At 59.8% G+C, this 14,740-nt stretch carries 9 protein-coding genes and 2 pseudogenes; 6 read left to right on the top strand and 5 right to left on the bottom strand.

The genetic code is table 11. The features are described 5' to 3' along the window. Positions 1–108: 108 nt before the first annotated feature. Complete coding sequence (locus NP503_RS31610; RefSeq protein ID WP_127266914.1) at positions 109–2,040, bottom strand: potassium transporter Kup; 1,932 nt, start codon at positions 2,038–2,040, stop codon at positions 109–111. Positions 2,041–3,022: 982 nt separating this feature from the next. Here NP503_RS31610 and NP503_RS31615 point away from each other — a divergent pair. The 4 genes and pseudogenes from NP503_RS31615 to NP503_RS31630 all read left to right on the top strand — a co-directional run. After that, positions 3,023–3,301, top strand: a complete 279-nt coding sequence (locus NP503_RS31615; protein WP_063169289.1) for an AlpA family transcriptional regulator — start codon at positions 3,023–3,025, stop codon at positions 3,299–3,301. Beyond that, entirely contained in the window at positions 3,298–3,930 is a 633-nt protein-coding gene (locus tag NP503_RS31620; protein ID WP_127270360.1) for a hypothetical protein, read from the top strand. Before NP503_RS31615 ends, NP503_RS31620 begins: the two co-directional genes overlap by 4 nt. A gap of 703 nt (positions 3,931–4,633) precedes the next feature. Continuing rightward, a complete protein-coding gene (locus NP503_RS31625; protein ID WP_127268434.1) occupies positions 4,634–8,167 on the top strand; it encodes an autotransporter domain-containing protein in 3,534 nt (1,177 codons plus the stop codon). Positions 8,168–8,377: 210 nt separating this feature from the next. Then, positions 8,378–9,386 (top strand): annotated as a pseudogene (locus tag NP503_RS31630) (tyrosine-type recombinase/integrase); the annotation flags it as partial. A gap of 382 nt (positions 9,387–9,768) precedes the next feature. On the opposite strand, the gene NP503_RS31635 reads toward NP503_RS31630, so the two are convergent. Next, positions 9,769–10,107 carry a nucleotidyl transferase AbiEii/AbiGii toxin family protein gene (locus tag NP503_RS31635; protein WP_126063908.1) on the bottom strand — a complete coding sequence of 113 codons (339 nt, stop codon included), beginning with the start codon at positions 10,105–10,107 and terminating at the stop codon, positions 9,769–9,771. A 52-nt stretch (positions 10,108–10,159) separates the two neighbouring features. On the opposite strand from NP503_RS31635, the gene NP503_RS31640 reads away from it, so the two are divergent. Further along, positions 10,160–10,441 (top strand): hypothetical protein, encoded by a 282-nt coding sequence (locus tag NP503_RS31640; RefSeq protein ID WP_164748801.1) that lies wholly within the window; start codon positions 10,160–10,162, stop codon positions 10,439–10,441. A gap of 109 nt (positions 10,442–10,550) precedes the next feature. Here NP503_RS31640 and NP503_RS31645 read toward each other — a convergent pair. The 3 genes and pseudogenes from NP503_RS31645 to NP503_RS31650 all read right to left on the bottom strand — a co-directional run. Next, positions 10,551–10,751: pseudogene (locus NP503_RS31645) on the bottom strand (SMC-Scp complex subunit ScpB); the annotation flags it as partial. 33 nt (positions 10,752–10,784) lie between these two features. Beyond that, positions 10,785–11,261, bottom strand: coding sequence for a transcriptional regulator domain-containing protein (locus tag NP503_RS33500; protein WP_372958898.1), 477 nt, complete (start codon positions 11,259–11,261; stop codon positions 10,785–10,787). A 452-nt stretch (positions 11,262–11,713) separates the two neighbouring features. Then, entirely contained in the window at positions 11,714–11,905 is a 192-nt protein-coding gene (locus NP503_RS31650; RefSeq protein WP_127266638.1) for a hypothetical protein, read from the bottom strand. Between the two features lie 708 nt (positions 11,906–12,613). Between NP503_RS31650 and NP503_RS31655 the strand changes: the two genes are divergently transcribed. Continuing rightward, on the top strand, positions 12,614–14,737 hold the full coding sequence (locus tag NP503_RS31655; RefSeq protein ID WP_127266639.1) for a prolyl oligopeptidase family protein: 2,124 nt from the start codon (positions 12,614–12,616) through the stop codon (positions 14,735–14,737). The last annotated feature ends 3 nt before the right edge of the window (positions 14,738–14,740 follow it).

Raw genomic sequence — 14,740 nt, forward strand, 5'->3', positions numbered from 1 at the left:
TTCAGGCCTGGAACCGGACCCCAGTTTGGCGCAAGCATCGTGGCCTCCGCCCGGTCAGGCATTCACCGGCTCGCGAAATGCCAATTGATTCTGCTTAACCGGGCATACCTAAACGGCCACTTGCGTTCCGATCTCGACCACACGTCCGGTCGGGATCTGGAAATACTCCGTCGCGTCGGCGGCCGTGCGCGCCAAGCCGATGAACAGCTTGTCCTGCCACACCGGCATGCCGGAGTTGGGTGACGCCTTGAGCGAGCGACGCGACAGGAAGAAGGACGTCGTCATGATGTCGAACTTCCAACCCTGCTTGCGGCAGATCGCCAGCGCACGCGGGATGTTAGGCTGTTCCATGTAGCCGAAGGTCAGTGTCACCCGCATGAACAGCTCATTGATTGTTTCCATCTTGATCCGCTCGCTGTCGGGCACCACGGGCTGCTGCGCCGTCACCACAGAGAGGATGACGTTCTGTTCGTGCAGCGCCTTGTAGTGCTTCAGGCTGTGCATCAACGCGGTCGGCGCACTGGCGGGATCGCTGGTCAGGAACACGGCCGTACCGGACACCAGCTGCGGTTTCTTCTTCAACAGATTGCCCGCAAGGAAATCGAGCGGAATCTGGTTCCTGCGCGTCTTGTCAAATAGATACCTGCTGCCTCTTATCCAAGTCCACATGGTCATCACGATCACTGCGGCAATGGCAAGCGAGGCCCAGCCGCCTTCGAATACCTTGACGATGTTAGCTGCAAAGAAGCCGGTATCGATGAAGACGAACACCGCCATTAAGGCTATCGCGACGCCGAGCGGCCATTTCCAGATGCGCGTCATCACAACAAAAAGCAGTATGTTCGTCACCAGCATATTGCCGGTCACCGAAATACCGTAGGCCGAGGCCAGCCGGCTGGATTCGCCGAAGCCGACCACCAGCAGCATCACCACCAGCGCCAGCATCAGGTTGATGCGCGGCAGATAGATCTGGCCCGACTGTTTTTCCGACGTGTGCTGGATGACGAAACGCGGCAGCATGTTGAGCTGTACCGCTTGCCTGGTCAGCGAAAAGGCGCCGGAGATCACCGCCTGGCAGGCGATCACGGTCGCCGCCGTGGCAAGCACGACCATCGGAATAAGCGTCCAGCCCTGGTTCATCTCGAAGAACGGATGACCGACAACGCCGCCATTTGCCAGCACGAAGGCGCCTTGCCCGACATAATTGAGCAACAGACAAGGGAACACGATCGCCAGCCAGGCGAGCACGATCGGCTTGCGGCCGAAATGGCCGAGGTCGGCGTAGAGCGCCTCGGCTCCGGTGACGGCGAGGAAGACTGCACCAACCGTAACGAAGGCGACGTCAGGCGAGTTGACCAGGAACGACACGATGTAATGCGGGCTGATTGCCAGCAGGATTTCCGGGTCGTCCATGATGTGGTTGAGCCCGGAAAGGCCGATGGCCAGGAACCACAGCGCGGTAACGGGTCCGAACACCAATCCTACGCCGCCGGTGCCAAACCGCTGTACCGCAAACACGATCGCCAGGATGGCCAGTGTCAGCGGCACCACATAGGGCTGGAACGTCGGCGTGACGACATTCATACCTTCGACCGCCGACAGTACCGAGATTGCCGGCGTAATGACGGCGTCGCCAAAAAAAAGCGCCGCGCCGACGATGCCGATGCCGATGCCGATGCCGAGGATCACCGCAGAGCGGGTCGGGAAACTGTTGCGCGCCAGCGCCATAAGCGACAGCACTCCGCCCTCGCCTCGATTGTCGGCGCGGAGCACGAACATGATGTATTTGATCGTCACGGTGATCGTCAGGGACCAGATGATCAGCGAGAGTACGCCGAGGATGTCGCCACGGCTGGCGACGTTGCCACCCGCTGATGCATGCAACGCCTCGCGAAATGCATAGATCGGGCGGGTGCCTATATCGCCATAAACGACACCTAGTGCGCCCAACATCAGCGCCTTGGTGCTGTGCTGCTCGACCTCAGAATGGCTCGATTGTTCGACAGGTTCTGCCTCGTTACCAGCATTGGTAAGGGCCATGGACGACACTCCGATAAGCGCGGGGTGCTCTACGCTTGCTGCACTGCAATATCAAGTTCCGTCACGTAATGTCTGCCGTCTCGCCTGTCGTTGCTCGCCTTGGTAGACTCGCCAGCCCGCAGCCCTACCGAGCAGCAATAGCGCCCCGGCAGAACCCTCAATCGCCCAGATCAATGAATGGTTATCGCCCACATTGCCCCCCCGCGATGCGGCCGATGGCGACCAGGGTGTCGTGGGCGCACAAGGATGGCGCTTTCCTGATGACGCCGTGCTCCAGGTGTGATCGCACCGTTGCTGCGCAAGCCATTTACTTGCTCGTCCCAGCGAGGACCGTGGCCAACTGGAACGCAGGGCCACGCCGCTCACCGGCCGCACTTTGCGGCGCAGATAACGATTCGATCTCCCCGGCGAGATTCTGGTTGAAGAAGCCACCAAGCTTCTCGAAGGACACACGGTCGTAATATCGACATGCCAGTATCCGCAACCCAGAAAAAGCTCCTTCGGCTCCGCTGCGCGCGCCACGAACAACCCGATCTTCTCTGCGAAAGAGGACGCCGTAATCCCAGGTTGAAGCCAAACCGGGGGGCGGCCGTGACGTATGCTACACAGGCGAAGGGCTAGGAGGCGGGTTCGGTGAGGAACGGCATTGATGTCCACGCCGTCTCCTGGAAAGACAGAGGAATGCGGTGTCACCGCCTGGCGCCGGAGGTTGATCCGGTGATTAGGAGGAGCACTCGTTGTCGGATTCTCGACGATGTCGGACATCTGACACAACGCTGCCAGAGCGATCGCATTGTTCCGAAACGATTTTCCCAGTTGGCACGTGAATTGCGGTCCTATGCGCAAAAGCACTGCGATGCCGCACCGACTGGAAGAACTCATCAATGATCACGCTTTTCGAACATGTCGGCGCCGCTACCAACACTAAGCGTTCCCGATCAAACGGAAGCCTCTATCCCTTCTTTCTGAAGGCTGTCCGGACATGAACGCATTTGATGTCCGTCCAACGCTGGATGCTCCCGACGACGATCTCTATCTTTGGCTTGAAGATGTGGAAGGCGAGCGGGCACTTGCCTGGGCCGCCGGCCAGTCGGCAAAGACCCTGAAGCACTTCAGTGGAACGCAGTTCGAGCGCGACCGCGCGACTCTGAAGGCAGGCCTGTTCCCTAAGCGGCGTCGCATCTCCCCCGGCCGAGTCGCATGGCTTGAATCCGATATCAGGGCTTGGATGGAAACTAGATCTGAGAGCCGCACCGCATGAATGTAGCCTCCCAATATCTTCTCCCGTCTGTGGCGCATCACGAAGCCGGGCACGCGGTGGCCGCCATCGTTTTGCACCGTCAGATGTTCGACGACGACCGTGAACTCCCTGCTTTCTCAAGTGTTAGTATTTACCCCGACGCCGGTGACGGAGAGTGCGGTGGTTTTGTCGAAGGCACGGTTTTCTATTCAGCGCAAGGATTCACCTCGGAGCGAAAGCCGATTTTCGAGAACGATATGGATCGACATTTCCAACGCGATGAAGCGATCCAAGTGATAGTTGCGTGTCTGGCAGGTCCTTTTGCAGAATCCGCATTCGAAGGCTATCTGGACCCGCGCGATATGGCGATGAATGCGTCCGATGGGAATGAGGGGAGCAGCGACTACGCGGATGCCAAGCGAATCTATGGTGAGTTGCGGTTCCTGATGCCGCGCCGCCCCCGTTGGAGGCGGATCGAAGATCGCACGGCCCGGCTAGTACTCGATCACTGGTCGGCCATCGAAGCATTGGCCGCGCATTTGCTGGTCAAGCATGATCTCCAATTCGATGAGGCTCTGACGATTGTTGCGCCGCATCTTCCGCCCATGCCAGCAGCTACGCCGCCAGAGCGTCATCCGCAGCCTGCTTGATCAGCCATTCGATGTGATTTGACCACATCTGCAACACCTCGCGCTTCTCCTTGACGTTGCTATAGAGATCGTAGATTTCGCCAATGTCTCCGGTTCGGGCTCACAGCCCGTCCATATAGCCGCCAGTCTGCTGCCTTCGAGTGGCCCATGTTGGCCGCGGCCAGGAAGTGGCGACGATTGAAAGGACAAAATCAGTTGCCGAAACTCATCGCAGGTGACGGTCTGGTGGCAATTTGGGCACATCTTGTGTCTCGTCGCCAGTAAACACGGATGCCCGGCAGGAGACTGAGCTCGCTGCCGGCGGAAATCGTAGAGCGCCAGCGACGCATTCTGATCTTTCGTCAGGCAGTCGACCGCCTTGGCATACGCCTCGGCCTCCATCTCGATCGACCTGAACCGGTATCTTGTGCGCCATCCGGACGATCTGGGAAAGCTTGGCCGGGCCGGCGCCTTCCCAGGCGCACGGGAAGAGCGACGACCCATGTGGACCTTGGATTTCACTCCGCACTTACGCTGCTTTGGCCTTGTCAGCAGCCTGAGCATAAAGCGTGCTCAGCTTTCAGGCCGAGCACTCTTCCAGTGTTGACAGCATCTGTCGTCATTCAGGATCGCCCCATTTTCGCATGCCGCTTGCAGCTTTCAGGCTGTTGTCAGCCAGGGCCGCCATAAAGGGTCTCGTTAAACAATTCAGGAGGCCGTTCCAATGATCAATCAGTTTGCGAGACTTTTTCGAGGACCAGGTATGCAGGCTTGTTTCGGGACAAAGAACTTTCTGGCGGCAACCACCGCGATGACGACGGTATTCCTGCCGGCTGTGTCTCTCGGGGTGGGTCTGGTAGCATTTCCAACTGGAGAAGCGTTGGCCGACGACCCGATTTCGATCCCGCTGGAGTATGTCGGGGAAGGCCATGACCGCCTGGGCATCTGGGCCAAGATCAACAATGGCAACGCGCAGCGATACGTATTCGACACGGGCTCGGACCAGCTCAACACGCAGATCGGGTCAGAGGTGACCGGGGTCCGCCCGATTGCCGACACGCCTTACGTATATACGTACGGGGACGGAACGTATGGTAATAAGCTTCAGAACGGGGAAATTGATAAATTTACATATGTCGATCCAGATCAAAAGATAACAATCGACGGGCCGTCTGTAAGCGATAAGAAATACCGGGCTGCTCGCATTCTCGATTTTGTCTATACCCATGCGTATTGCAAGGACAACAATCTTAAGTGCACGCCGGGATCCGTGACGGATGGACTTAAAGATATGTATGGTCAGGATCTCCAAGAACCTTATCACGCCGATAAGGAGCAGCGGGCGAAAATGACCGCTGGCAAGATGGCAGACGAAGGCGGCGATTTCGCAGGTACATTCGGGGCCGGCGATTTTCTTGGCAAGACAAGTGTCTGGGGCATGATGGGCAGTGTCACCAGGTCTGGCTACGTGGTCTCCGCCAATGTGAATCCGGATTCCGAGAGCGACCAAACGCCTGGCTGTTCCCCCTGCACGATTGTCAACCTCAATCCAAGCCTCCGGGCCCAATATACTAATGCCATGCCATGGGGAGAACCCGAGGAAAAAGATCAGGATTCTTATCAGAATTTTCCTGGCTCTGGCGCCAATGCCTCGACCGAATACGAAGGCAGCTACAATCTGCAGTACACGGTTAAGGATGGAGCCCCACCAATCACCGACCCCAACAAGACCGCGGTATTGCTCGACACCGGCACACCGGGCGGTGGCAGTCTGGAGATCAGTGATGCGATGCTGAAGCAATTTCAGGATGCGGGCGTCAAACTTAAAAATGTTCGGAGAAATGAGCAACGCGAGATCGTAAGCGCATCGGGCAACATCCCGAGCGTTACAATCGCAGGAACGGATGGCGATCCGGTAAGGCTGGACAATATCGACTTCACCTACACCAGCGGCACGACGGAACAACCCAATGACCAGACCAGTTTTGTTGCCGGTCTTGACTTCTTCAAAAACAGATCGGTCATTTTCGATCTGGAGAAGAAGTATACCGCTTATACGTCACATTTCGTCACTGCCAGCAACTTCTCTACCGATTCATCCGCACCCGAAGGGACCGGTCTGAGCAGGATAACGACGAGCATGGGGAATGAGGGCGGGTTCGGCATAGCGGGTGTCGTCTCCGGCTCCGGATCGCTGACGCTTGATACAAAGACGGTGGTCCGGATGACGAATGTCAACACCTACACCGGCGAGACGAATATTGCTCAGGATGCCTATCTCTCGCTTGCGGGGCTCGGCAACATCCAACGGTCAGCGAAAGTCGTTGCAGACGGCACGTTCGATATCTCCGAACATGGAAATGGCAGCGACTATTGGGGAATCTCCGACGCCTACAACGATGCCCGTATTCGTAGCCTGAGTGGCAGCGGAACGGTCGAGCTGGGCAAGCGTACCCTGGTGCTAACGGATTCGAACGACACGTTCGCCGGCAGCATCAACGACCTCGACGTTGATAACAATAATATGGGCGGCAAACTATTCGTTGCCGGTGGCGTGCAAACGCTGAGCGGAAAGAACAATTTTTCCGGCATGACGACGGTCGGTTCCGGCGCGGGATTGCTGCTTGCCGATACAGGTGTGCTTTCCCATGATGCGACCACGTCCGGCTTTCTCGGGAATGACGGGCAGATCGGGGGCACGGCTATCGCAAACAGCGGCGGTGTCGTCGCAGGCGGCGGCACCTACGGTGCGGTCACCATTTCCGAGGGCGGCACGGTCGCTCCTGGCAGTGCGACCGATCCGAGCAGGATCGTCACCACACTGACTGTCACGGGCGATTTCGCGCAGCAGTCCGGATCGATCTATCAGGTCGACCTCGCAAGGTCGTCCGATCTCATCGATGTTGGCGGAGTAGCGGCGATCGACAGCGGCGCGCAGATCGAGCTGCTGCGGCAGGGAACGCTATCGGTCGATGCCCGATATACTCTGCTCTCCGCAGCAGGCGGCGTAAGCGGCACCTATGGCGGGCTGACGGGGGCTCTGGCGACAGACGCGACGCCCTTCGTCGATTTCCAGCTCGTCTACGATGCCAACAATGTCTATCTCGATATCAGCCGCACATCGACGGCGTTTGCCGATGTTGCCAGCACCTTCAATCAACGCTCGGTCGCCGCAGCGGCTCAGGCGCTTGGAAGCGGTAATCCGATCCAGGACAACATCCTGTTCCTGACGGCGCCGGAAGCCCGCAACGCTTTCGATATGCTATCAGGCGAGGTTCATGCTTCCATTCATAGCGGCCTCATCGAGGACAGTCATTCTGTACGCGATGCCGCGAGCGAACGGATCCGTGCGGCGTTCGACGGCGTCGGTGCCTCCAGCGTTCCGGTGATGACTTATGGGCTGGGTGGTCTGGAACTGGCCCCGGCAACGAGTGAGAATTTCGCCGTATGGGGCCGTGGCTTCGGCGCCTGGGGTCATCTCGACAGCGACGGCAATGCCGCCGGTCTCGATCACTCGACAGGCGGCTTTCTGGCTGGCGGTGACGCGGCTGTCGGCGAAAGCTGGCGGCTCGGCCTCATCAGCGGCTACAGCCATACCTCCTTGGAGGCGGACAATCGCGCGTCGTCGGGCTCGAGCGAGAATTACCATCTCGGTCTTTTTGCCGGCACGCAGAACGGCAATCTCGGTTTTCGTTCCGGCCTTGCCTATACCTGGCACAGCATCGAGACCGGCAGGTCCGTGGTCTTTTCAGGCTTCGCCGACAGCCTTTCGGCCGATTACGACGCCGGCACGTTCCAGGCCTTTGGCGAGCTCGGCTACCGTATCAATACGGCTTGGGCTTCCTTCGAGCCCTACGCTAATCTCGCTTATGTGAATTTTGACGCCGATGGCTTCACCGAGAATGGCGGCGCAGCCGCCTTGTCGAGCGGGGATCGCTCGAGCGACACGGCGTTTACCACGCTAGGTCTGCGTGCGTCGACGGTACTGACCCTCGGCACCGTGACTGCTACCGCGCGCGGCGGTCTTGGCTGGCGCCACGCCTTCGGCGACGTCAGGCCGGATACCGCTCTTGCCTTTGCTGGCGGTTCCTCCTTCGCCATCAAGGGCGTGCCGATCGCAAAGAACGCAGCTCTGCTCGAAGCTGGGCTGGACGTAAACATCACCGAGAACGCGACGTTCGGCATCGCCTATCAGGGACAGATCGCCTCGGATGCCCAGACACACGGGTTCAGCGCCAAGCTCGGCGTCCGTTTCTAAATCACCCGCAAAAGAGATTGGTTATGAAGTCAGTGAGTGCATTTTCTTTTACCGTCGTTCTCGGCTCAGCGACGGTGATGTCTGTGTCCGCCGCGCGAACGGACGATGCCTGCTACAACAAGGCACAAAGCCTATGATGACGCAATGTTCAATCGACGACCTGAAGCCAGTCGATGGCGAGCTTGACAAGCTCTACAAGGAGATGGAGACCCGGCTCAAAGAGTCCCGGCGCATGTCCAGGAACTGGTCGAGACCGCGAGGGGCTACAACGCCACCTCGGAGAACACGCGCGACGCCTACCCCAAGGATTGGCGGCATTTTTCCTCCTGGTGCCGGCGCGCTGGCTTCGATCCCCTGCCTCCGGGCTCGAAGGTGATCAGGCTCAATATCAGCGCCTGTGCCTTGGGCACCGCCGCCGGCGATCCGAAGCGTGGCGCCCCTGCCCTTTCGGTTGCGACCATCGAGCGGCGGCTTTCCGGCCTCGCCTGGAACTTTACCCAGCGCGGCCGGCCGTTGGACCGCGCGGAGCGGCATATCTATACGGTTCTTGCCGGCATTCGCCGCGCAAGCACGCAAAAGCCACCGCGGCAAAAAGAGGCGGTCCTGGCGACGATCTGCTGGCGATGATCGCCACCCTCGGCCACGACCTCAGGGCCTGCGCGACCGCGCTATTTTGCTCCTGGGCTGTGGCGGCGGCCTGCGGCGCTCCGAGATCGTCGGTCTCGACGTCATGCGCGACGACAACAGCGATGGCGCCGGCTGGATCGAAGATTTTTGACGGCAAGGGCTGCTGGTCACCCTGCGCGGCAAGACCGGCTGGCGCGAGGTCGAGGTCGGCCGCGGCTCCAGCGACCACACCTACCCCGTAGTCGCGCTCGAGAGCTGGATCCGCTTTGGCCGCATCGCACGTGGACCCCTGTTCCGCCGCATCTTCAAGGACAACAAGACCGTCGACGTCGAACGGCTCTCCGACAAGCACGTCGCCCGCCTGGTCAAGCAGGTGACGATCGCCGCCGGCGTCCCCTCCGATCTCCCGGAAGGGTAACGGGCGCTGCTGTTCTCGGGCCAGTCGCTGCGCGCCGGACTTGCCTCGTCGGCCGACGTCGAGGAGCGTTACGTGCAGAAGCAGCTCGGCCATGCCTCGGCCGAGATGACCCGCAAATATCAGCGGAGGCGCGGCAGATTCCGGACCAACCTCACCAAGGCGTCCGGGCTCTGAGAAACCCCTCCCCTCCCTCGGTTGGTCGCTAGGTCGTGGGGGTCAGGTTCTTTGAGTGATGACAACACCTCGTCGAGCACAGCGAACGCTGCGTCCAGACTGTCGGCGGCGACGCTTCGTAGTCAGGGCATGATCATCAGCTGTGCAATGGCGCGGCCGACGAATTCATTGTTGAGTTTTTCCATCCGCTGTCTGGTTCGAGCGACCTGTTCTGGGAGCGCACGCAGAGCGTTGACGACCTCGTCCAGTTGCGACCGGGCTGCGGCGGCGATGTCGAAGATGTCGCGCGGGTTGGCTTCCGAAATCCCCGGTAATAGACCTTCTTGGCGATGATTTCCGGGATGGTCTCGAGCCGCACGGTCCTGCCTTCCACCACGCGGGTCTAGAACGGCTTCGTTGTTAGCGCTCCGGCAACGATGAAGTCGATTTCGCCAACGTCTTCGAAGGCGAATTTCTGGAACCGAAGCCCGTCCCCCAAATAGTCGGACGGCATCGTTTCAAAGTGCAGGTGGCTTTTGGATGGTCGATGACCGAGCAATTGAGGGTCGTCGAGGAAGATATCGATGTCGTGGCTTTCGCGATGGCCGATCTGGATCATCATAGCCGTTCCGCCGCCAAATGACCATTCAAAGTCGTAGCCCCGGCATTCCCGCGAAGCTGGCCGATCAGGTCGATATAATACAAAAAAGCCGCCGCCATTCGGACGGGCGTCGGCTATCATGTCCAGCCATTACGCGGCGAGCGGATAGCTTTCGCCGGACCAGGCAGAGAACTTGGCGGCAAAAGCCTTCATCTCGTCGACCGCGAATGTGGTGCGCGGTTGCGAACTCGACTTGCTGGGCGAGAGGGACCTCGCCGAGAAAGGCGCTGACATGAGCGGGATGCTGCTTGGCCAAATCGAGATCCGCAAAGCAATCGGCCAGCGCCGCGTCGTCCAGCTGTACGCTGCAGGGCGCGTTCACGGTCGTCAAGACGGATGCCAAATGCTTGCTCATAATGGCCGCAAGGTAATCGTTTCGGGTCGGAGACACAAGTTGCCGCCTCCTTCGCCGTAGAGTGGCCCGATACAATCACGATCGATATTGCCACCTCTTATCGATAGTGATCGCATAGTTCCCTGATTCGACTCTCAACCGCTCATATTACTTCCATGTATCTGCTGCGCTAGCCCGTCCTGGCCTTGGAGTGTCGCTCCTCACCTCCTCCACCACTCACCAGCCCGATGGGAGTATCGCCCGCCAGCAGCTTCTCCTTGCTGAGCAGCGCGGCAACCTCAATCGCCTCGAAATCGGGCAAATCCCGCAGTGTGTCGAGGCCGAAGTGCAACAGGAAGGTCTTGGTCGTGACGTAGGTGTAAGGCGTGCCAAATTCAGCGGGCAGGCAGACGTTGACCCACACTTAGAGCATTGAGGCACTCGAGCCGCCCTCAGGCGGTGCCTCAAAAGCTCGCGGGCCAGATCGCCTCGGTTCGGAGACAGACAGGCTCAAGATATCCACGCCAGAGACGGCGAGCTGGAGCGTATGCTCGGCATTGCGAAGAAGAACATGTTGGCCTTTGCCGGGCGCCAGGCAGGACCGTCGCACGACCTGGCAATGCCAAGAGTTCGCACGGCGTTGTCTCCGACGATGCTGGCAGATGTTCTGCAATGACTGGCAACACATGGACGCACCAGAGCGGAACCAAAAACGATCGAATTTCGCCCATAAGACTCGGCGAAACAGAACACCCCAGCGTAACAGGTCGCCGGCCGACGCGACCAGGTCAAGCAAGGGTTGGTAAGACCAGCTATTGGCCTGCTGGCTTGCAGCGGTCACCTCACGCTGGAATGCTGGATTGCGGCGCAAAAACTCCCATGCCCTTTCGCGCGGCGTCATACCAGTGGTGCAGTCATATGATCGTTCATCCCGCCCATCAGCCTCGACCGCGCCAGTCACGAGAACTGCAGGCACGACTGTGCCCCCTTGCCCGCCCCCACGGACGTCCAAACATCATGCAATTTGGCAAAGCACCGGCGCCGAAGCCACCCGACCTCGATGACGCCATTTCGTCGAAGCATGTGTCGTCGGCACTGTGCAGGGCAGAAGCAGGCTGTCGGTCCCGCGCAGCGACAGCAAGCGCGGCCTGAGCATGCGAAGGGGGTCGCTTTGATAGGAGTGCCCGGCTGGGTTCCGTTCAGGACGTTCCCTGAAGACTTGGTGGCGTGGCGGTGGCTTCGACGCTGGTTGTGGGCAGGTTGTCGTAGCCCGGATGCTATAAGCTAATTTCCGCCATTGGAGGCTCAGTTTCACGCTATGCCAGCCCGTGTTGTACAGGTGAAGCCGACTGGTCAGTGGACCGCAAACGAACGGCGCGCCGCTTCTCTTTGGTGATGCTCGCGCCGCGCTTTCTTCGCTGACGGTATGGAGATGAAGCGCGGCATGCCCCTGTAGCAGCCGATTTCACAACCAGACTTGCGCCCGCACTGCCCCTGTTGCTGCGGCATACCAATGCGTGGCGTCAGGAAGACTTCGTCGACCATTAGCCGTCTCGCTGAGATACTACCGAGCCCGAGCTCCCCTATCCTAGACCCTCGTATCGCATATCGGACGGCCCCACATCAGCCCAAGTTGCCATGGGGACCAGCCCCATGCGTTCGCCCGAATGCAGCTTCCTGGCTTGATCGACAGCAACCCAGGGGACGGTGCAGGCCAAGATTGCGGCAGGGCTTGGGCAACCATCAGGTCGCCCAAGGGGTGCCCCACCCTTCTCCTCAGAACTCAGCTGCTTCCAGCTGGCGGCTGAAACTCACAGGCGCAGCCAGCTTGGTCTCTAACCGCATCGATCGCATCATGGTGTCTGCCATGAATCCGTGTGCGTGAAGCGCTCCAGAGCGAAGATGTTGGGCGTCAACCAGGTTCACCAATGAGCTTCACTGCTCGAGTTCTGCACGGTGTCACCGCCTGGCGCCGGAGGTTGATCCGGTGATTAGGAGGAGCACTCGTTGTCGGATTCTCGACGATGTCGGACATGTGACACAACGCTTCCAGAGCGATCGCGTTGTTCCGAAACGATTTTCCCAGTTGGCACGACGGTTGCGGTCCCTATGCGCAAAAGCACTGCGATGCCGCACCGACTGGAAGAACTCATCAATGATCACGCTTTTCGAACATGTGGGCGCCGCTACCAGCACTGAGCGTTCCCGAGCCGACGGAAGCCTCTATCCCTTCTTTCTGAAGGCTGTCCGGACATGAACGCATTTGATGTCCGTCCAACGCTGGATGCTCCCGACGACGATCCCTATGTCTGGCTTGAAGATGTAGAGGGCGAGCGGGCACTTGCCTGGGCCGCCGGCCAATCGGCAAAGACCCTGAAGCACTTCGGTGGAGCGCAATTCGAGCGCGACCGCGCGGCTCTGACAGCCATTTTCGACAATCGCGACAATCTTCCCCTGATCGCGCGCCGTAGTCAGTACCTCTACAATTACTGGCGAGATGACGGTAATCCACGCGGACTGTGGCGCCGGACCACCCTTGCCGCCTACATGAAGGCGGATCCCCAATGGGAGCTACTGCTCGATCTGGATGCTCTCGCGGCTAGCGACGGAGAGGACTGGATCTGGGACGGCGCGTCCATCGAGCCGGAGAGACGGGAAAGAGCCGTTCTGCGCCTGTCGCGCGGCGGCAGCGACGCGGTCGTGCATCGCGAATTCGACCTGATCTCTCTGAGCTTTGTCGCCGACGGCTTCAACCTCCCCGAGGCCAAAGGCTACGTTAATTGGCTGGACCCTGACACGCTTCTGCTTTCCAGTGCGCTTGGTAATGGCATGGCCACCCGCTCCGGCTATGCGCGCACCGTTCGACTGTGGAAGCGTGACGCGGATCCCCTCACCACGCCGGCAATCTTCGAGGCCGGGTTCGAAAGCTTCCAAGTGTCTGGTCATTCGGACCGCACCGGCCGCAGCGAGCGCCTTTGGTTCATCGAGCAGCCGGCCTTCTTCGAGAAGATCAGCTGGATCGGCGATAGGAGCGGGCCGAGGAGGCAGATCGATCTTCCTCGCGACGCGTCGTGGCGGGTCTTCGGCGACTGGCTGGCGGTAAGGCCGCGCAAGCCCTGGACGGTGGGAGGCACCACCCATCCCGCCGACGCGCTGATCGTCATCTCGCTTTCCTCTTTCCTCGCTGGCGGACGCCGTTTTGAGACCCTGTTTCAACCAGGGGAAAGGCGCTCCATGCAGTCATTCTTCTGGAATGACGGGAAGCTCATTATCTCTTACCTCGTCAATCTCGCACCGCGTTTCGAGATGTTCACTCCCGGCCACCAGGAATGGACGCGCCGAGTCCTGAACACCCTGCCCGCCGAAGGTACTGTCGACGTCTGGTCATTCGATGCGGCAGTTCACGAGACCAATGGAGAGGTCCTGATCTGTGCTCAGGATCCGATCACGCCGCCGCAGCTCTTGCTGTTCGATCTGAATGCCGCGCCGTCTCTCAGCGCTTCAGCAATCCTGAAGCGCAGCCCGGAGAATTTCGATGCATCCGGACTGGTGGTCACGCGCCACGAGGCAGTCTCTATCGATCATGAGCTGATCCCCTATACGCAGGTTGGTCCGGCGAACGGGAACGGAGATGCTCCGATTCACCTTTCCGCTTATGGCGGGTTCGGCGTATCACTCCTGCCCTACTACAACTCCCCGCTGGGCAAGCTGTGGCTCGAGCGCGGCGGCACGTGTGTCGAGGCGAACATCCGCGGCGGCGGCGAGTTCGGCACCCGCTGGCACGAAGCCGGGCGCAGGGAGGGCAAGCGTCTCGCCCATGACGATTTCGCCGCCGTTGCCGCCGACCTCGTGCGAAGGGGCATCACCCTGCCGAGGCGGATTGCCGCCGAGGGTGGCTCAAATGGCGGCCTGCTGATCGCAAACATGCTGACCCGCTATCCTGAGCATTTCGGGGCTCTGTTCTGCACAGCACCGCTTATCGACATGCGTCGCTACACCAAGCTCTTGGCGGGCGCGAGCTGGATCGACGAATATGGCGATCCGGACAAGGTTCACGATTGGGCTTTCCTGAAGGAAATCTCCGCCTATCACGCCGCAGCGCCGGGACAGCCCTATCCGCCTATCCTGATCGCCACCACGAAACGCGACGACCGCGTCCATCCGGGCCATGCGCGCAAGATGGCCGCAAAACTGCAGGCTCTTGGCTATCCCGCTTACTTCTACGAGGCCAGCGCAGGCGGGCACGGCTGCGGCGAGGACAATCGGGAGCAAGCCGCATTCATCAGTCTAGGCACCAATTTTCTCCGCAGCGCAATCGGCTTCAACGATCACCTTCCGGAGACGGCGGAACGCGTTGCACGCAAGTGGGGCATTTGAGGT

It is taken from the genome of Mesorhizobium sp. SEMIA396 (genome assembly GCF_024518615.1).
Taxonomy (GTDB): domain Bacteria; phylum Pseudomonadota; class Alphaproteobacteria; order Rhizobiales; family Rhizobiaceae; genus Mesorhizobium.